Annotated in this window: 16 protein-coding genes; 2 read left to right on the forward strand and 14 right to left on the reverse strand. The window is 71.8% G+C overall.

What is annotated here, in order from left to right; all coding sequences use genetic code 11:
* Positions 1-180: 180 nt before the first annotated feature.
* The 6 genes from SAM23877_RS14060 to SAM23877_RS14085 form a co-directional block, all read right to left on the reverse strand.
* Complete coding sequence (locus SAM23877_RS14060) at positions 181-1,794, reverse strand: beta-N-acetylhexosaminidase (RefSeq protein WP_053131804.1); 1,614 nt, start codon at positions 1,792-1,794, stop codon at positions 181-183.
* A 1-nt stretch (position 1,795) separates the two neighbouring features.
* Positions 1,796-2,641, reverse strand: coding sequence for a carbohydrate ABC transporter permease (locus SAM23877_RS14065; RefSeq protein ID WP_053131808.1), 846 nt, complete (start codon positions 2,639-2,641; stop codon positions 1,796-1,798).
* Positions 2,638-3,630 carry a carbohydrate ABC transporter permease gene (locus SAM23877_RS14070; RefSeq protein ID WP_053131811.1) on the reverse strand — a complete coding sequence of 331 codons (993 nt, stop codon included), beginning with the start codon at positions 3,628-3,630 and terminating at the stop codon, positions 2,638-2,640. The genes SAM23877_RS14065 and SAM23877_RS14070 overlap by 4 nt, the downstream gene beginning before the upstream one ends.
* A complete protein-coding gene (locus SAM23877_RS14075; protein ID WP_053131813.1) occupies positions 3,627-4,925 on the reverse strand; it encodes an extracellular solute-binding protein in 1,299 nt (432 codons plus the stop codon). Before SAM23877_RS14075 ends, SAM23877_RS14070 begins: the two co-directional genes overlap by 4 nt.
* Positions 4,926-5,113: 188 nt before the next feature.
* A complete protein-coding gene (locus SAM23877_RS14080; protein ID WP_162492103.1) occupies positions 5,114-5,407 on the reverse strand; it encodes a DUF3039 domain-containing protein in 294 nt (97 codons plus the stop codon).
* A gap of 82 nt (positions 5,408-5,489) precedes the next feature.
* Complete coding sequence (locus tag SAM23877_RS14085) at positions 5,490-6,062, reverse strand: YqgE/AlgH family protein (RefSeq protein WP_053131819.1); 573 nt, start codon at positions 6,060-6,062, stop codon at positions 5,490-5,492.
* A gap of 235 nt (positions 6,063-6,297) precedes the next feature.
* On the opposite strand from SAM23877_RS14085, the gene murA reads away from it, so the two are divergent.
* Positions 6,298-7,644, forward strand: coding sequence for a UDP-N-acetylglucosamine 1-carboxyvinyltransferase (murA, locus tag SAM23877_RS14090; RefSeq protein WP_053131822.1), 1,347 nt, complete (start codon positions 6,298-6,300; stop codon positions 7,642-7,644).
* A gap of 199 nt (positions 7,645-7,843) precedes the next feature.
* Here murA and SAM23877_RS14095 read toward each other — a convergent pair whose 3' ends face one another.
* The 6 genes from SAM23877_RS14095 to SAM23877_RS14120 form a co-directional block, all read right to left on the reverse strand.
* A complete protein-coding gene (locus SAM23877_RS14095) occupies positions 7,844-8,125 on the reverse strand; it encodes an HU family DNA-binding protein (RefSeq protein ID WP_003990598.1) in 282 nt (93 codons plus the stop codon).
* A gap of 352 nt (positions 8,126-8,477) precedes the next feature.
* Positions 8,478-9,893: an NAD-dependent malic enzyme gene (locus SAM23877_RS14100; RefSeq protein ID WP_053131825.1), complete on the reverse strand. Its 1,416-nt coding sequence runs from the start codon at positions 9,891-9,893 to the stop codon at positions 8,478-8,480.
* A 440-nt stretch (positions 9,894-10,333) separates the two neighbouring features.
* Positions 10,334-12,661: a HelD family protein gene (locus SAM23877_RS14105; protein ID WP_053131829.1), complete on the reverse strand. Its 2,328-nt coding sequence runs from the start codon at positions 12,659-12,661 to the stop codon at positions 10,334-10,336.
* Positions 12,662-12,743: 82 nt separating this feature from the next.
* Positions 12,744-13,526, reverse strand: coding sequence for a zf-HC2 domain-containing protein (locus SAM23877_RS14110; protein WP_053131834.1), 783 nt, complete (start codon positions 13,524-13,526; stop codon positions 12,744-12,746).
* 71 nt (positions 13,527-13,597) lie between these two features.
* Complete coding sequence (locus tag SAM23877_RS14115) at positions 13,598-14,122, reverse strand: sigma-70 family RNA polymerase sigma factor (protein ID WP_007450155.1); 525 nt, start codon at positions 14,120-14,122, stop codon at positions 13,598-13,600.
* Positions 14,123-14,306: 184 nt separating this feature from the next.
* Complete coding sequence (locus SAM23877_RS14120; protein ID WP_053131844.1) at positions 14,307-14,897, reverse strand: CGNR zinc finger domain-containing protein; 591 nt, start codon at positions 14,895-14,897, stop codon at positions 14,307-14,309.
* Positions 14,898-15,261: 364 nt separating this feature from the next.
* Between SAM23877_RS14120 and SAM23877_RS14125 the strand changes: the two genes are divergently transcribed.
* Positions 15,262-16,296 (forward strand): DUF8094 domain-containing protein, encoded by a 1,035-nt coding sequence (locus SAM23877_RS14125; RefSeq protein WP_053131847.1) that lies wholly within the window; start codon positions 15,262-15,264, stop codon positions 16,294-16,296.
* 37 nt (positions 16,297-16,333) lie between these two features.
* Here the strand turns inward: SAM23877_RS14125 and SAM23877_RS14130 are convergent, their stop codons facing one another.
* Positions 16,334-17,485, reverse strand: coding sequence for a uroporphyrinogen-III synthase (locus SAM23877_RS14130; RefSeq protein WP_053131849.1), 1,152 nt, complete (start codon positions 17,483-17,485; stop codon positions 16,334-16,336).
* A gap of 104 nt (positions 17,486-17,589) precedes the next feature.
* Positions 17,590-18,951, reverse strand: a complete 1,362-nt coding sequence (locus tag SAM23877_RS14135) for a nitrate/nitrite transporter (RefSeq protein WP_053131852.1) — start codon at positions 18,949-18,951, stop codon at positions 17,590-17,592.
* Positions 18,952-18,981: the final 30 nt, after the last annotated feature.

The raw sequence follows: 18,981 nt of genomic DNA on the forward strand, positions 1-18,981 counted from the left end.
CTGGCACATCTTCGCAGGGCCCGAACGCGGGGGTCCGCTAGGAGGCATTCGCCCACCTCATCGGCGAGATGGCCCGTTTTGACACGAGATCCCCGTCGATCAGGCGACAATCGAGGATGAGCGGGATCGGCGAGGTGAGCCGGAGTTGCCACTGTTGTGGAGCGTTTCGAGGCGTTTCGCCTACTTGTTGGGCGGCGGTCCGTCGATCGGCCGGCCGAGCACGCCGGGCCGCCGCTGCCAGGGCAGCGGACCACCGGGCGGCCGGTAGGCGACGCCCAGGGCGTCGAGTCGCCGGTAGTGGGCCGCCATCCGCCGCTCGAAGCCGTCGAAGTCCCGGTCCGCCGGGGCGGGCAGCTCGCTCCAGGCGACCTCGGCGAACGCGGCGAGCCTCGGGAACAGCTGGTAGTCGACCCGCCCCTGGTTCTCCATCACCTCGCTCCAGGCGTTCGCCTGGGTACCGAGCACGTGTCCGGCCTCGTCCGGCGTCAGCTCCGCCGGAACCGGTTCGAACCGGTAGACGTCCTCCAGGGTGCGCACGAAGCCGATCGGCACCGGCTCGTCCTCGCCCGGGTGCTGCCGGTGGTCCAGGTACACCTGCTGCTCGGGGCACATCACGACGTCGTGCCCCGCGCGCGCGGCGGCGACCCCGCCCGCGTACCCGCGCCAGGAGGAGACGGCTGCGCCCTCGGCGAGTCCGCCCTCCAGGATCTCGTCCCAGCCGATGAGCCGGCGTCCGCGCGCGGTGAGCCAGGCGTCGAAGTGCCGGATGAACCAGGACTGGAGCTCGTCCTCGTCGGCGAGTCCGAGCTCCCCGATGCGCGCCTGCGCGGTGGCCGAGCGCCGCCACTGGTCCTTCGGGCACTCGTCGCCGCCGACGTGGACGAACTCGGAGGGGAAGAGCTCCAGCAGCTCCTCGAACACGCCCTCGTAGAACCGCAGGGTGGTGTCGGTGGGGGCGAGGACGTTCTCGCAGACGCCCCAGGTGTCCCACACCGTGAGGGACGCGGTGTCGACGACGTCGGTGTTGCCGAGTTCCGGATAGGCGGCGATGGCGGCCTGCGAGTGCCCGGGCACGTCGATCTCGGGGACGACGGTGATGTGCCGTTCGGCGGCGTAGGCGACGATCTCCCGGATGTCGTCCTGGGTGTAGTAGCCCCCGTGGGGTTTGTCCTCCCACAACGGCGAGGCCCGGTGGCCGTATTTGGTGCGTGACCGCCAGGAACCGATCTCGGTGAGCTTCGGGTGGCGCTTGATCTCGACGCGCCAGCCCTGGTCGTCCGTCAGGTGGAAGTGCAGGACGTTGAGTTTGTGCGCCGCCATCAGGTCCAGGTAGCGCAGGACGCCTTCCTTGGGCATGAAGTGCCGGGCCACGTCCAGCATCAGGCCGCGCCAGCCGAAACGGGGCGCGTCCTCGATCCGGACCAGGGGCAGGCGCCACCGGCGGCCGGGCAGCGGGGCGCGCCGGAAGGCGTCCGGTCCGAGCAGCTGCCTGAGCGTCTGGGCACCCCAGAAGAGGCCGGCCGGCCCACCGCCCGCGAGGTCCACGCCGGCCGGGGTGACGACGAGGCGGTACCCCTCGGCCTCCAGTCCGCCGTCGAGGGACAGGCGCACGACGTCGTCGTTGCCCGTCCCCGGCGCGAGGGGCAGGCCGGTGGCCGCCCCCAGCACGGCGCGCAGCCAGCGCTCGGTGTGCCCGGCGCCGTCGCCCGCCACCAGCGCGGTGTGCGGGCCGAGTTCGAGGAATCCGTCGTCGAGGCGGGTCAGTCGCCGTGGCTGGGGGATCGTGTCCGTCACGTCAGTCCTTCACCGCTCCGCCGAGGCCGGAGACGAGTCGTCGTTGCACGAGTACGAAGAAGACCAGCACCGGAATCGTCATCACCGTGGACGCGGCCATCACCCCGCCCCAGTCCGGATCGTCCGGCTTGTAGAAGACCAGCAGCGCCATCGGCAGCGTCGACTGGGAGGTGTCGCTGATGATGAACGACTTGGCGAACAGGAAGTCGTTCCAGGTCGAGATGAAGGAGAAGACGCTGGTGGCCACCAGCCCCGGGAAGACCAGGGGGAAGAGGATCTGCCACAGGAATCGCGCCCGGCTCGCCCCGTCGATGTAGGCGGCCTCCTCCAGCGCCTCGGGAACGGCTTTGACGAAGCCCCTGAGCATCCAGATCGCGAACGGCAGCGAGAAGGCGATGTGGGGCAGGATCAGCGACCCCAGCGTGTTCAGCTGGCCGAAGTCCCGCATGAGGAAGAACAGCGGGATGGTGAGTGCCTCCACGGGCACCATCTGGGCCACCAGGAACATGATCAGCAGGGTGGTCCGGAACCGGAACCGGAAACGCGTCACCGCGGTCGCCGCGAGGAAGGCGATCAGCGCGGAGGCGACCACGACGGTGCCCGCCACGAGCAGACTGTTGAGGAAGTAGCGGCCGAATTCCTGCTGCCCGAAGACCCGCCGGAAGGAGTCGAGCGAGGGCTCCAGGGTCCACGGCCGCGGCGCGGTCGACTCGATCTCCCCGGCCGGCTTGAAGGCGCTCAGCACCATCCAGTACAGCGGGAAGGCCACCACGACCGCGATCAGCAGGGCCGAGGCCTCGGCCGCCAGCCGCCACGGACGGCGCACACGCGCGCGCACGAGATTCACAGCTCCTCCCCCTGGCGGCGCAGCAACCGCAGGTAGACCAGTGTCACGGCGAGCAGGATCAGCAGCATGACGACGCCGATCGCGGAGCCCAGGCTGTACTCCGAGGACGCGAACGCCTTCTGGTAGGCGTAGACGTTGAGGACGAGGTTCTGGCCGGCGATGCCGCCGCCGTTGGTCATGACGTAGATCTGGGTGAAGACCTTGAAGTCCCAGATGACCGACTGGATGGTGACGACCACCAGGATCGGCCTGAGCATCGGGGCGAGGACCGAGCGCCAGATGCGCCACTGCGAGGCGCCGTCCAGGGCGGCGGCCTCCAGCACCTCGGCGGGTACGGCCCGGATCCCGGCGTAGACGGTGACCATGACGAACGGGAAGGAGCACCAGACCACTTCGAGCAGGACGAGGGCGAAGGCGCTCAGGCGCCCGTACGTCCAGGAGTGGTCGCCGAGGCCCAGCATCCGGTTGACGGGACCGAAGTCCGGGTCGAAGAGCAGCAGCCAGACCGTCGAACCGGTGACCGCGGGGGTCGCCCACGCGCCGAGCGCGGCGAGCATCAGCGCGAGCCTCGGCACGGCGCGCACCCGGGTGAGCAGCACGGCGAGGGCGCACCCGACGGCCAGGGTGGAGACGACGCAGGCCGCCGCGAACACGACGGTGGCGAGCAGCACCCGCCAGAACTCGCCGTCCCCGAACAGCTCGGCGTAGTTGCCCAGCCCCTGGAAGGTGGTCGGTTCGCCGCCGGACACCTGGGCCTGCGTGTACTCCAGGAAGGAGATCAGCCCGAGCTGGTAGACGGGGTAGACGAGCAGTCCGCCGAGGACGACGAGAGCGGGCGCGAGGTAGAGCCAGGGGGTGCCGACAGCGCCCCCCGTGGGGCGCGGGGCCGTGTTGGAGGTGCGGCTGCCGCCACGTGGGCGCGACGCGCCGCGACGCACCCCCACCGCCCCCCGGACAGCGCCGGTCAAGCTCTTGGTCACCCCCGTCATCCGGCGGAGCCGAACGCGTCGTCCATCTTCTTCGCCGCGTCCCCGGTGGCGGCGCCCACGTCCTTCTTGCCGCTGACCACCTCCTGGAACATGGTCGGCAGCACCAGCGAGGAGTCGATCGTCGCCCAGGCCGCCGAGGCCGGCACGAACTTCGTGCCCGCGGCGAGGGTGTCGACGAACGGCTTCACGAACGGCTCCTTCGCCGCCACCTGCTGCCGCACGTCCGTGTAGGTCGGCAGGAAGCCCATCGCGTCGAACAGCTCGCCCTGCGCCCGCTTGGACGCGAGCCGCTTCATCAGGTCGACGGCGAGGGTGCGGTGGGAGGTGCTCTTGAGGACGCCGATGTTGTTGCCGCCCGCGAAAGCCGGTGCGATCGAGCCGGGTTCGACTCCGGGCAGCGGCACCACCGCGTACTTGCCCTTCACCTTCCCCGCCTCCACGGCCTGGTGGCTGAAGTCGCCGCCGATCGCCATGGCCGCCTTGCCCGAGGCGAAGGCGGTGACGGTGTCGTTGCCGCCCATGCCGGCGCACTTGGCCGCGGGGCAGTTGTCGTCGCCGAAGAGGGACGTGTACGCCTCGACGCCCTTGCGGGCGGCGGCGCTGTCGAGGGCCGAGGCGTACGAACCGCCCTTGCCGGTCGCGAGTTCGCCGCCGTGGGCCCAGATGAAGGGCATCGCGCCGTAGGTGTAGGCGCCGCCGACCGCGAGGCCGTAGAGGTCGGGCCGGGCCGCCCTGGCCTTGCGCGCGGTGGACGCCAGCTCGTCCAGCGACTCGGGGGGCTCGAGGCCGAGTGCGTCGAAGACGTCGGTCCGGTAGTACAGGGCCCGGACGCCGACGAAGTAGGGGGCGCCGTAGACCTTGCCGTCCACGGTGACCGACTGCCGGGCGGTGGGGTCGGTGTCCTTGGCCTCGTCCCAGGCGCCGAACTCCTTCGTGACGTCGGCGAGTCCGCCGTCCTTCACGTAGCCGGCGGTGTCGGTGTTGCCGTACTCGATGACGTCGGGGGCGCTGTCGGGATCGTTGAAGGCGGCCTTGATGCGCTGGGCGCGGGTCTCGACGGGGATGTACTCGACGTCGACCTCCGTTCCCTCGTGCGCCTTCTCGAAGTCGGCCAGGACCGCGTCGACGACCTTCTCCTTCGGCTTGGTGTCGACTTCCTGGAAGAGCCAGACCCGTAGCGTGCCGCTCTTCTCGTCCTTGCCGGAGGAGGAGTTGTCGGACGTCTGGGGGGCGCAGGCGGTCGCGGTGACCGCGGCGGCGGCCAGCAGTACGGCGAGGCGGGGGGCGAGCTTCATGGAGTGTTCCTCCGGGCGTGCGTTGCAACATATGCAATGACGGTTTCGCTCTGCACAACACCCAGGAGGTTATGGAGTACATGAACATGTCCACAAGAGGTCTCCACCACTTCGTGACAACGCGAAGGCCCCCGGAGTGCGCGCGGGCACACTCCGGGGGCCTTCGGGAAGTCCGGCCGGGGGGTCTGCTACTTCTTGTCGCCGCCCTTGCCGCCCTTGCCCTCGTCGCCGCCGCCGCTCATGGACTCGTAGATCTCCTTGCACATGGGGCAGACCGGGTACTTCTTCGGGTCGCGCCCCGGTACCCAGACCTTGCCGCACAGCGCCACGACGGGGGTGCCGTCGAGGGCGCTCGCCATGATCTTGTCCTTCTGGACGTAATGGGCGAAGCGCTCGTGGTCGCCGTCACCGTGGGACACCTGCGGCGTCGGCTCTACGAGGGTCCCCGTACCAGTCCCGCGCTCGGGCTCGAGAGTGCTCATGAGTGCCAGGGTACTGAAAGCCGGGGTTTCGTAGCTCACACGGACCGGCCGGGACGGCGGGACGCGGACCGGCGGGGCCGGATCAGTTGAGCGAGGGGTCGTCCGGGTAGGTCGCCACCATCGCCAGGTCGCCCCGCTGGCGGCGCAGGACCTCGCGCCACAGCCGCTCGGGGGACGGACACGACACGTCGCCGGGCTCGGACTCGACCACGTACCAGGCGCCCTCGCCCAGCTCGTCCTCCAGCTGCCCGGGGCCCCAGCCCGCGTACCCGGCGAAGATCCGCAGGGCGCCCACGGCCGGTGCCAGCAGCTCCGGCGGCGCCTCCAGGTCCACCAGGCCGATCGCGCCGTGCACCCGGCGCCAGCCCAGCGGCGCGCGCTCACCGGACGCCCCGCCGGGGACGACGGCGACACCCAGCGCCGAGTCGAGCGAGACCGGGCCGCCCTGGAAGACCACGCCGGGTTCGCCGGCGAGGTCGGCCCAGCCCTCCAGGATGTCGCCCACGTCGACGGGCGTGGGCCGGTTGAGGACGACACCGAGGGAGCCCTCCTCGTCGTGGTCGAGGAGGAGCACCACCGCACGCTCGAAGTTCGGGTCCGCCAGGGCGGGCGTTGCCACGAGCAGCCGCCCCGTGAGCGAGGACACCTCGGTCATGCCAGACATGATCCCGCATGTTCCCCTCCCGTGGGGAGGCAATCGGAGGCACGGGGGTGAACAAGCACCCCGCGCGCGCTCCGCGGCCGTGACCCCCCGTGTGCGCCGGGGAACGCCACGTGTTGTGACAAATCCATGACGTCGGTCGACCGTGCGCGGACTTACTCGACCGGGGTACAAGGCGACTACCCTTTCCCTTCTGGCCCCTGCCCGAACCCCACGGAACGCGAGATTCATGACCGTCAACGGCGCTGATGACGTACTGCTTGTCCACGGCGGAACCCCGCTCGAGGGCGAGATCCGGGTCCGCGGTGCGAAGAACCTCGTGCCGAAGGCCATGGTGGCCGCCCTGCTGGGCAGTGCGCCGAGCCGGCTGCGCAACGTGCCGGACATCCGCGACGTGCGGGTCGTACGCGGACTGCTGCAACTGCACGGGGTGACCGTCCGTCCCGGTGAGGAGCCCGGCGAGCTGGTGCTCGACCCCTCGCACGTGGAGAGCGCGAACGTCGCCGACATCGATGCCCACGCGGGCTCGTCGCGCATCCCGATCCTGTTCTGCGGCCCGCTGCTGCACCGCCTCGGGCACGCCTTCATCCCGGGCCTCGGCGGCTGCGACATCGGCGGCCGGCCCATCGACTTCCACTTCGAGGTGCTGCGGCAGTTCGGCGCGAAGATCGAGAAGCGGGCCGACGGCCAGTACCTGGAGGCCCCGCAGCGGCTGCGCGGCACGAAGATCCGGCTGCCGTACCCGTCCGTCGGCGCGACCGAGCAGGTGCTGCTGACGGCCGTGCTGGCCGAGGGCGTCACGGAGCTGTCCAACGCGGCCGTGGAACCGGAGATCGAGGACCTGATCTGCGTCCTGCAGAAAATGGGCGCGATCATCGCGATGGACACCGACCGCACGATCCGCATCACCGGTGTGGACGAGCTCGGCGGCTACACCCACCGCGCCCTCTCGGACCGCCTGGAGGCCGCCTCCTGGGCCTCCGCGGCGCTGGCGACCGAGGGGAACGTCTACGTCCGCGGCGCCCAGCAGCGCTCGATGATGACGTTCCTGAACACCTACCGGAAGGTGGGCGGTGCCTTCGAGATCGACGACGAGGGCATCCGCTTCTGGCACCCGGGCGGCCGGCTGAAGTCCATCGCCCTGGAGACGGACGTGCACCCCGGCTTCCAGACGGACTGGCAGCAGCCCCTGGTGGTCGCCCTGACGCAGGCGACGGGCCTGTCCATCGTCCACGAGACGGTCTACGAGTCCCGCCTGGGCTTCACCTCCGCGCTCAACCAGATGGGCGCCCACATCCAGCTCTACCGCGAGTGCCTCGGCGGCTCCGACTGCCGCTTCGGCCAGCGCAACTTCCTGCACTCGGCGGTCGTCTCCGGCCCGACGAAGCTGGAGGGCGCCGACCTGGTCATCCCCGACCTGCGCGGCGGTTTCTCCTACCTCATCGCCGCCCTCGCGGCCCAGGGCACCTCACGGGTCCACGGCATCGACCTGATCAACCGGGGCTACGAGAACTTCATGGACAAGCTCATGGAGCTGGGAGCCAAGGTCGAGCTGCCGGGCAAGGCACTCGGCTAGACGGCACGACGACGCCGATGGGGCGGTCACCCGAGTCCGGGTGACCGCCCCATCGGTGACCGCCCCATCGGCGTCGTGCTGTGCGCCCCGGAAGGGGCGCGGGGAACTGCGCGACCAGCCACACACGGCCCGCGGCCGCGAGACGACCGGCACGCCGTGCGAACGGCCCGCGCAGACCCCGGCGCTCGAAGCGGAGCGCTTACTTACCCTTGGCGGCTTCCTTGAGCTTGGAGCCCGCGGAGACCTTGACGCTGTAGCCGGCCGGGATCTGGATCGGCTCGCCGGTCTGCGGGTTGCGGGCGGTGCGAGCGGCACGGTGCGTGCGCTCGAAGGTCAGGAAGCCGGGGATGGTGACCTTCTCGTCGCCCTTGGAGACGATGTCGCCGACGACGTCGGCGAACGCGGCCAGCACGGCGTCGGCGTCCTTGCGGGTCACCTCGGCGCGGTCGGCCAGCGCGGCCACCAGCTCACTGCGGTTCATGTTGTTACTCCCGTGTTCTTCTTGCCGTTGAGGCGTGCCACGCGGCGGAGCCGCATGTTGGGCACAGCGATGCCGATGCTGCCAGGGGCCTCGGACACTCCCCGGACCCGGGTCGGTCGTCAGACCCTCGCGCCCAGGGAGGCATCCTGCCTCCACCTGCGGCGGTAAAGCCAATCCGGCACCCCCAGGAGTCGTGAGAACACCCTTGGGAGTCACACGATGAGAGGGCCTGAGCCTTGCGCCACCCTAGAGGGCGATCCGAGGCCGTCCGTTCCGCGACGCGCCGGTGGGGCGGCCCGCCGTGATGATCCTCACCACCACGCCACAGGCCGCCTTCCCCGGCACCGGGAACCTACGCCACCACCCCGGCGGCCTTCGCGGCCTCCCGCACGGCGCCCGCGACGGCGCCGGCGACCTTGTCGTTGAAGACGGACGGGATGATGTAGTTCGGGTTGATCTCGTCCTCGGTCACCACGTCCGCGAGGGCGTGCGCGGCGGCCAGCATCATCTCGGTGTTGACCGTGCGGGACTGGGCGTCCAGCAGACCGCGGAACACGCCCGGGAAGACCAGCACGTTGTTGATCTGGTTCGGGAAGTCGGAGCGGCCCGTGGCGACGACGGCCGCGGTCTGGCGGGCGATCGCCGGGTCGACCTCGGGGTCGGGGTTCGCGAGCGCGAACACGATCGCGCCGTCCGCCATGGCGGCCACGTCCTCGCCGTCCAGGACGTTCGGGGCGGAGACCCCGATGAAGACGTCCGCGCCGTGCACGGCCTCCTTCAGGGTGCCGGTGAGGCCCTCGGGGTTGGTGTTGTCGGCGATCCAGCGCAGCGCCGACTCGGGCGCGGCGTCGACCAGGTCCGCGCGGCCGGCGTGCACCACGCCGTGGATGTCGGCGACGACGGCGTTCTTCACGCCGGCGGCCAGCAGCAGCTTCAGGATGGCGGTACCGGCGGCCCCGGCACCGGACATGACGACCCGTACGTTCTCGATGGGCTTGTCGACGACGCGCAGGGCGTTGGTCAGGGCGGCGAGGACGACGATCGCGGTGCCGTGCTGGTCGTCGTGGAAGACCGGGATGTCGAGGGCCTCGCGCAGCCGGGCCTCGATCTCGAAGCAGCGGGGCGCGGAGATGTCCTCCAGGTTGATGCCGGCGAAGCCCGGGGCGATGGCCTTCACGATCTCGACGATCGCGTCGGTGTCCTGCGTGTCCAGGCAGAGCGGCCAGGCGTCGATACCGGCGAAGCGCTTGAACAGGGCCGCCTTGCCCTCCATGACCGGCAGCGCGGCCTTGGGGCCGATGTTGCCCAGGCCCAGCACCGCCGAGCCGTCCGTCACGACCGCAACGGAGTTGCGCTTGATGGTCAGGCGGCGGGCGTCCTCGGGGTTCTCCGCGATCGCCATGCAGACCCGCGCCACACCCGGCGTGTAGATCATGGACAGGTCGTCACGGTTGCGGATGGGGTGCTTCGACGCCATCTCGATCTTGCCGCCGAGGTGCATCAGGAAGGTACGGTCGGAGACCTTGCCCAGGCTGACACCCTCGATGCCGCGCAGCTGCTCCACGATCTCGTCGGCGTGGGAGGTCGAGCCGGCGGCGATGGTGACGTCGATACGGAGCTTGTCGTGGCCGGAGGCCGTGACGTCGAGGCCGGTGACCGAGCCGCCGGCGGACTCCACCGCGGTGGTGAGCTGCGAGACGGCGGTTCCGCCCGCGGGCACCTCCAGTCGGACCGTCATCGAGTAGGAGACGCTGGGCGCCGTTGCCATGGCCGACTTCCTCTGCTTTCACCGTGTAGCTGCGTTGTGCCGTCCGATCGTCGCACCTACCACCGAGTACGTGGTAGCCGCCCCGGATTGCGAACTTTTTGTTCGCGCGCCGTTCCCGCACCGGAGGGCGATACTTTCGGAAAACGACTTCCACCATACGAGAAGTCGCCTCCGTACGGAAGGGGGATCCGGAAGCGGCGCCCGGGTCGGCCGAAGAACCCGCGGGACGGGAATTGTCTTGCGGGGATCGTTTGTTACCGTGGACGTGGCACCGGCTCGATCCAAGCCCCCGGGCCCAACCTTCGTCGCTACGAGCGACCACTTGCCGCGAGGCGAGCATGGCGGGTCGGTGCCACCTAAACGCAGACGAGAGGCCCGCGCCGGACGGCGCGGGCCTCTCGCGTGCTCCGGTGCGGGCCGATCCGCCCGCACCGGCGCGCTCAGTCGCGGAGCAGGTCCGGTACCCCCGCGGCGTCCGGTTCGTCCCGCTCGCACGAGACGACCGTCAGCTGCTGGGTGGCCCGGGTCAGGGCGACGTACAGCACACGCAGCCCGGCGGGCGACTCGTCGGCGATCTCGGCCGGCGAGACGACGACCGTGGCGTCGTACTCCAGGCCCTTGGCCTCCAGGCTGCCGAGCGCCACCACGCGGTCGCCGAGCCCGGCCAGCCAGCGCCGGGCCTCCTCGCGGCGGTTCATCGCCACCACGACGCCCACGGTGCCGTCGACGAGGTCCAGCAGCCGGGCCGCCTCCGCCCGGACCGACCGGGCGAGGGTCTCCTCCACCACCGCGAACCGCGGTTCCACGCCGGTCGAGCGCACCGCCGTCGGGGACGGGGAGCCCGGCATGGCGAGGGCGAGCACCCTGGCCGCCAGCTCGGCGATCTCCGCCGGGTTGCGGTAGTTGACGGTGAGCTCGAAGCGGCGGCGCGGGCGGGTGCCGAGGGCCTCGTCACGGGCCGCCGCCGCCTCGTCGGGGTCGGACCACGAGGACTGCGCCGGGTCGCCGACGACGGTCCACGTGGCGTGCCGGCCGCGGCGGCCTACCATCCGCCACTGCATGGGCGTCAGGTCCTGCGCCTCGTCCACGATGACGTGCGCGTACTCGGTGCGCTCCTGCGCGAGGCGCTCGGCGCGCTCCCACTGGGTCTCCTCGCGCTGCGGCATCAGCTCGTCCAGGCCGGTCAGCTGGTCCAGCGGGTCCAGCTCGCGCCGCTTGCGGGGGCGGGCCGGGGTGCCGAGCACCGCCTGGAGCTCGTCGAGCAGCGCGATGTCGTGCACGGTGCGGCCCTCGCGCCGCAGCGAGCGGGCCACCTTGCGGACCTCGCCCGGGGTGAGGATGCGCCGGGCCCAGCGGCCCAGACGCCGCTCGTCGGCCATGGCCGCCAGCACCGCGCCGGGGGTCAGCTCCGGCCACCAGGCGTCGAGGAAGGCGAGGAAGGAGTCCTCGGAACTGACGTCCTCGTCGAAGGAGGAGCGCAGCTCGGCGGCCAGCTCGGGGTCGGAGTGGCGGGTGCCGGCGCCCGACTTCTCCCACAGGGCGTCCAGGATCAGCCGGCGGGCGCGGGGGCGCAGCAGGTTCACGGGCGCGGTGCCGCCGAGGACGGTGCGGCGGATGCCGGCCAGCTCCTCGCCCTCCAGTTCGAGGCGGCGGCCGAAGGCGACGACGCGCAGCAGGGTGGGCGAGCCCTCCGGTTCCAGCGCGCCGCGCGCGGCCCTGCGCAGCACCCTGAGCATGCGGGAGGAGCCCTTGGCGCGGGCGGTGGCCGGGGAGTCGTACAGCGTGGCCTCGACGCCGTCGACGAGTGAGCCGATCGCGCGGATCGCGACCTGGCCCTCCTCGCCGAGGGAGGGCAGCACGCCCTCGGTGTACGCCACGAGCAGCGGGGTCGGGGAGACGATCAGGATGCCGCCCGCGTACCGGCGCCGGTCCTGGTAGAGCAGGTACGCCGCCCGGTGCAGGGCGACGGCAGTCTTGCCGGTGCCGGGGCCGCCCTCGACGTACGTCACGGAGGCGGCGGGGGCGCGGATCACCAGGTCCTGCTCGGCCTGGATGGAGGCCACGATGTCCCGCATGGAGTGGGTACGGGCCTGCCCGAGGGCGGCCATCAGGGCGCCGTCGCCGACGACGGCCAGCTCCTCGCCGTCCAGCCGGGCCCGGACCTCGGGCCGCATCAGGTCGTCCTCGACGCCGAGGACGCGCCGCCCCTTGGAGCGGATCACCCGGCGGCGCACGACCCGGCCCGGGTCGACCGGCGTGGAACGGTAGAAGGGGGCGGCGGCGGGCGCCCGCCAGTCGATGACCAGCGGGGCGTAGTCCTCGTCCAGGACGCCGATGCGGCCGATGTGCAGGGTCTCGGCGATGTCGGCGGTGTGGTCGGGCCGCAGGGCGCCCTCGGCGGGCTCCACCGCCGTGTACGCGCCGTCCGGGCCCTTCTTGCCGTCCCTGCCGAGCAGCAGGTCGATCCGGCCGAAGAGGAAGTCCTCGAACTCGTTGTTCAGACGGCTGAGGTGGATGCCGGCCCGGAAGACCTGCGCGTCGCGCTCGGCCAGTGCGCCGGGCGTGCCGACGTGGCCGCGCTGGGCGGCGTCGTGCATGAGGAACTCGGCCTCGTGGATCTTCTCCTCGAGCCGGCGGTACACCCGGTCCAGGTGTGCCTGCTCCACGCTGATCTCTCGGTCCCGTACGGAGTCCTCCCGTGCGGACTTCTCCCGTACGGAGTCGTGCACCGAGTCGACCGCTGAGTCCTGTTGCGCCTGTGCGGCCACCGGGCCCCCTTCTGACGTGCTGGGCAGCCGTCAAAGGTACGCGAAGGGGGCGCCGGAAGCTACGCCACGCCGGGGGACCGCGCTACGCGTCCACCTCCACCAGCCGCTCGCCGTCGAAGGTCATGACCTCGAAGTGGTCGATCTGGTTGGGTTCGAAGGCGGCGCCGCCGTGCACGTAGAGCGGCTTCTTCGCCTTCTCGGTGGTGGCGTCCGGGATGCCGTAGCCCCAGTCCGGGACGGTCCAGGAGCTGAGCGTCTCCCGCTCGCCGTTCTTGCCGACGGCGATCAGGGAGCACTTCTGGGGCCCCTTGACGTTCTTCAGTTCCAGGACGGCCTCGGTGCCCCAGGCCTTCTTCTCCAGCGCCACGGTCGCGCTGACCTCGGTGGCCGGGTCGGTCGCGGTGACCCGGTCGGGCATGGCGGCGAAGGCGGACTCGGCGGGACCGGCGGTCTGCTGCGACGCCTCGGTCCTCCGGCCGCCGCCACCGTCGTCACCGCCGCCGCCCGTGGTCGCCACGGCGGCGAACGGACCGCCGATGATCAGCGCGGCCGCGGTGCCCACCAGGTAGAAGTTGCGGCGCCGCTTGCTCGCCCGGCGCTCGGCGACCTCGTCGACGAGCCTCTCCGCCAGCCGCGGGCCGGGTTTGGCCGTCAGCGACTCGGCGATCGCGGGGGTGCCGGTGCCCGGCAGGTCCGCGAGCGCGGCCATCATCGGTTCCATACCGGCCAGCTCGTCGAGCTGCTGGGCGCACCACTCGCAGCCGGCGAGGTGGGCCTCGAAGGCGGTCGCCTCGGCGTCGTCGAGGATGCCGAGGGCGTAGGCGCCGACGGTCTCGTGCTCGTTCGGCGCCGGTGACCCCTGCATGGGGACAGAATTACCCGTGTCACCCGGGCCGAATCCCCCGCCGAATCCCTGAACTCCCCCGTACCCGCTCATCACGCCGTCACCCCCCGCTCCTCCAGTGCCAGCTTCATCGAACGCAGGGCGTAGAACACCCGGGAGCGAACGGTGCCGCTGGGTATGCCCAGTGTCTGCGCCGCCTCATTGACGGTACGCCCCTTGAAGTACGTCTCGACGAGGACCTCACGGTGAGCCGGGGTCAGGTCGTCGAGCGCGTCCGACAGCGTCATCAGCCACAGCGCCTTGTCGATCTCGTCCTCCGCGGGGATGACCTCCAGCGGCGACGGATCGACCTCCTGCGGCCGGGCCTGCCGGCTGCGGTGGCCGTCGATGACGATGCGCCGGGCGACCGTCACCAGCCAGGGGCGTACCGATCCGGTCGCACGGTTGAGCTGACCGGCGTTCTTCCAGGCACGGATGAGCGTCTCCTGGACGACGTCCTCGGCGCGCTGCCGGTCCCCCGCGACCAGCCGCAGCACGTACGCCAGCAAGGGGCCCGCGTGCTCCCGGTACAGGGCGCGCATCAGCTCCTCATCGGGTTCCGAGGACGACTGGGACATGCGATGTCGGGCCCTCGCACCACGTTCACCGGCCACGACGGAATCTTTGCGCACGCCCACCTCCGATGTCCGGGGGTTCCCCCAGTCGGTCGCTCGCCCATCCGGTACGTGCGCGAAGTGCGGGGCGTTCAAAGCGCGTCGACAGTTTTCTGAGGGACGCGTGACGAAGGGGACGCGGGGGGAGTTACCGGGCGAGGGCGGCGCGTCTGCGGTGCCGGGCGACGCGTTCGCGGTTGCCGCAGATCTCGCTGGAGCACCAGCGCCTGCGGCGGCCCCGGGAGGTGTCCACGTACACGATCGGGCAGTTGTCGCCCTCGCACTGCCTCAGGCTCGCCCGTGCGACGGGGTCGGTGAGCAGTTCCACCGCGTCCCGGGCGAGGGCGCCGAGCAGCGCGGCGCACTCCGGCGGCCCGGTCAGCTCCCGCACCAGCACGCCGCCCTCGCCGTGGACCGCGCGCGGGGCGGGGGGCGCCGCGGCGGCGAGGGCGTTGACGCGGTCGAGCGCGAGGTCGTACGGGTGGGCCCGGGGCGCGGGCCGGCCGCGTACCAGTCTCGTCGTCTCGCGGCGCAGTTCACGGAAGGCGGTCAGCCAGGTGGGGTCGGCGTGGGCCAGCGGGGTGCCGGGCGGCACGAGTCCGGAGCCGGTGATCCAGGCGCGCAGCACCTCGACGGACTCCAGCCGCTCCGTGGGGTGGGTGGTGGCGATGAGGTCGAGGCAGATCCGCCCGGTGTCGAACCGCAGCTCGTACGGGTCGGTGGCCGTACCCAGTGCCATGTTCCTGTCACCGCCTAGGGATGGCCCGGTGGCGCGGGCCGGAGAGGGGGGCGGGTGGGTCGCTCGGAGGGCGGGTGAATCGCTCGGAGGACGGGTGAATCGCTCGGAGGGCGGGACGAGTCGCTCCCTCTACAGTGCCTGCCCGCTTCCGCGCCCGGAACCCCTCGTACCGCCCTGCCGTGACCGGGGTCGGCGCACCGGCCGGGCGCGGGGCCGGACGACCGCCGCCGCGCACCCCGACTCGGCGCGCCGGCCCGCGACTTGTACCGTGTGGCGGGCGCCCGGGGCCGACCCGGCCGGGCCGTCCTCGAAGACCCCGGCGCTCCCCCCCCCACGTCCGCCATCCGCGAGGAGAACCCCACGCATGTCCCGCCCCACCAGCCGCCGTTCGCGGCTGCGCCGTCCCACCGTGCTCGCCCTCGGCCTGACCGGCGCCCTCACCCTCACGGCCTGCGGCGGTGACGCGGACCGGGGCGGCGACGGCGCGCCCGCCCGGAGCACCGAGGCGGCCCGTCGGGGCCTGCTCACGCAGGAGGCCGCCGCGAAGGTGGTCGACACCTACGAGCGCGTGAACAACCGCGCCAACGCCGAGCGCGACGAGAAGCTCCTGAGCACCGTGGAGACCGGCCAGGTCCACGAGCAGTCGAGGGCCGACTACCAGCAGTGGGAGACCTGGTCGAAGGAGGACCGGAAGCACTACGCGTCGGCCTTCCGCTACACGGACCGCGAGTACCTGATCCCGGCCGCCGACAGCGGGGTGACCTGGTTCGCCGTCAAGGCCAGGTCCAGCGCCGACCCGGACCAGGAGGGCGCGCTGCTGGTCTTCGACAGGGCCGGCGGCAGCACGTACCGGATGACCATGGCGGTCTACGCCGACGAGGCTCCGATCCCGAAGGCCGCCGTCGACGAGCAGGGCCTCGTCACACCCGCCGACCCGTCGAAGAGGGTCGGCGCGCTCGCCCCCGACCAACTCGACGAGCACTACGAGGACTTCTTCGAGACCGGCGGCAGGAAGAAGGCCGCGCGGACGTTCGCGTCGACCGAGACCTCGAAGGACTCGGTCGAGGTGTACGAGGAGGGCCCCGACGACGACCTGAAGAAGTACGCCACCGAGAGGTACTTCGCCGCGGAGCCGGCCCACCCCGCGGTGTACGCCCTCGAACTCGCCGACGGCAGCACGCTCGCCCTCTTCCCGACCGCGCACACCAGCGAGCTGATGCTCAAGCCGCAGTACCTGAGCGGCTTCGACATCACGCCCACCGACGACGAGTCCCTCTACGACGCCACCGAGCGCGACGTGGTCACCGACGAGTTCCAGGGCCAGGCGCTCGCCGTGCTGGACCCGAAGGGCAAGCCGCGGGTGACCGCCGTCGAGTACCGCATGGTCGACTCCCGGTGAGCGCGGGGCGCCGCGCGGACGGCACCCGCGCGGCGCCTCACGCGTCCGTGTACTTGGCGTCCGTGGCCGGGTCCAGGGCCAGGCGGTAGCCGCGCTTGACCACCGTCTGGATCAGCTTCGGGGTGCCGAGGGCCGTACGCAGACGGGCCATCGCCGTCTCGACGGCGTGTTCGTCGCGGCCGGTGCCCGGCAGGGCGCGCAGCAGGTCCGCGCGGGGCACGACCCAGCCCGGCCGCCGGGACAGCGCCCGCAGCAGGGACATGCCGGCGGGCGGGACGGTCCTGAGCTCCCCGTCGACGAGCACCGCGTGGCCGCGGATCTCCAGCCGGTGCCCGGCGACCGGCAGGGCTCGGGCGCGGCCCGGCAGTTCCTGGCAGAGCAGCTGGACGAGGGGGCCGAGCCGGAAGCGCTCGGGCTGGACCGTCTCCACGCCGTGCCCCTGGAGCGGCACCGCGGTGACCGGGCCGACGCAGGCGGGCAGCACGTCGTGGCCGAACGCGGCGAGCAGCTCGGGCAGCAGACCGCGCTCCTCGGCGCGGGACAGCAGGGAGGCCGCGGCGGGCGCGCTGGTGAACGTCACGGCGTCCACGCCGCGCGAGACGGCCGCGTCCAGCAGCCGGTCCACGGGCCCGAGGTCCTCCGGCGGCAGCCACCGGTACACCGGCACCCCGACGACCTCCGCGCCGCCCGCCCGCAGCGACTCGACGAACCCCGGCAGTGGCTCGCCGTGCAGCTGTACGGCGATCCGGCGCCCGTCGACGCCCTCCTCCAGCAGCCGGTCCAGCACCTCGGCCATGGACTCCGAGGCCGGCGACCACTCCTCCGTCAGGCCGGCGGCCCGCACCGCGCCCTTGACCTTGGGCCCGCGCGCGAGCAGTTCCACGGCACGCAGCCGCTCCAGCAGGGCGTCTCCGAGTCCCCAGCCGTCGGCGGCCTCGATCCAGCCCCGGAAGCCGATGGCCGTGGTGGCGACGACGACGTCCGGCGCCTGGTCGATGAGCTGCTTGGTCGCGGCCAGCAGTTCGCTGTCGTCGGCGAGCGGCACGATCCGCAGCGCCGGGGCGTGCAGGACGGCCGCACCGCGCCGCTGGAGCAGCGCGGCCAGCTCGTCGGCCCGGCGGGCGGCGGTCACGCCCACGGTGAATCCGGCGAGGGGGCCGTGGTCGGATCGCTGTCGTTCGTCGTCCATCACTCTCGTCCCGATCGTCCCGGTCGTCGTGCTGCATGCACGGCGACCGAGCCTGTCAACGGTGCGTGACAGGCTCGGTTCCGCTTCATGTCACCAGTGTTACGTCATACCTCGGCGTAGCTGGGCCGGGCCTTCGGCTCCGCCGGGCCCGACGGGCCGTCCGGCGTCCGTACGGCCGGGCGGCGAAGGTATACCGCCCAGGTGACGGCGAAGCAGACGGCGTAGTAGGCGAGGAAGGCGACGAAGGCGCCGGTGCCCGAGCCCAGGGAGAGGAAGGACTGCCGGAAGGCGAGGTTGATGGCGACGCCGCCGAGCGCGCCGACCGCGCCGATCAGGCCCATGGAGGCACCGGAGAGCCGCCGCCCGTGCGCCATGGCCGCCTCGCCGGTCAGCCCCCGGGCGAGCGCCTTGTTCTGGAAGATCCCGGGGATCATCTTGAAGGTGGACCCGTTGCCGAGCCCGCTGAGCACGAACAGGACGACGAAGACGGCCACGAAGAGCCCGAGCGAGCCGGCCATGCTGGCCGCGACGAGTACGGCGGTGGCGGCGGCCATGGCGACGAAGTTCCACAGCGTGATCCGGGCGCCGCCGTACCGGTCGGCGAGCCTGCCGCCCAGCGGCCGGATCAGCGAGCCGAGCAGCGGGCCGATGAAGGTGAGGTACGCGGCCTGGAGCGGGGTGCGCCCGAACTGGGTCTGGAGCACCTGTCCGAAGGCGAAGCTGTAGCCGATGAACGAGCCGAACGTGCCGATGTACAGCACCGCCATGATCCAGGTGTGGGCGTCCCGGGCGGCGTCCTTGGCGGCCCCGGTGTCGTTCTTCACGGAGGCGAGGTTGTCCATGAAGCAGGCGGCGAGGACGGCGGCCACCAGGATCAGCGGGATGTAGATGCCGAGCAGGACGCGCGGACCGCCGCTCGCCCCGATGATCGCGAGGGCGGTGAGCTGGATGACCGGCACGCCGATGTTCCCGCCCCCGGCGTTGAGGCCGAGCGCCCAGCCCTTCTTGCGGAGCGGGAAGAAGGCGTTGATGTTGGTCATGGAGGAGGCGAAGTTGCCACCGCCGACACCGGCGAGCAGGCCCACCAGGAGGAAGGTCGAGTACGACGTCCCCGGCTCCATGACCATGAAGGCCGCGACGGTCGGCACGAGCAGCAGCCCCGCCGAGACGACCGTCCAGTTCCGCCCGCCGAAGACCGCGACCGCGAAGGTGTACGGCACCCGGACGACGGCCCCGACCAGGGTCACCACGGACGTCAGCAGGAACTTGTCCGCCGGCGTGAGCCCGTACTCCGGGCCCATGAAGAGCACCAGCACGGACCACAGCGTCCAGACCGAGAACCCGATGTGCTCGGAGAGGACGGAGAAGAAGAGGTTCCGCCGGGCGACCCGCTCCCCCGTCTCCTTCCAGAAGGTCTCGTCCTCCGGATCCCAGTGCTGGATCCAGCGGCCGCCAGGGACTGTCATGACGCCTCCACGGTGCTCCGTAGCTCGGTT

This window comes from Streptomyces ambofaciens ATCC 23877, from assembly GCF_001267885.1.
Lineage (GTDB): Bacteria > Actinomycetota > Actinomycetes > Streptomycetales > Streptomycetaceae > Streptomyces > Streptomyces ambofaciens.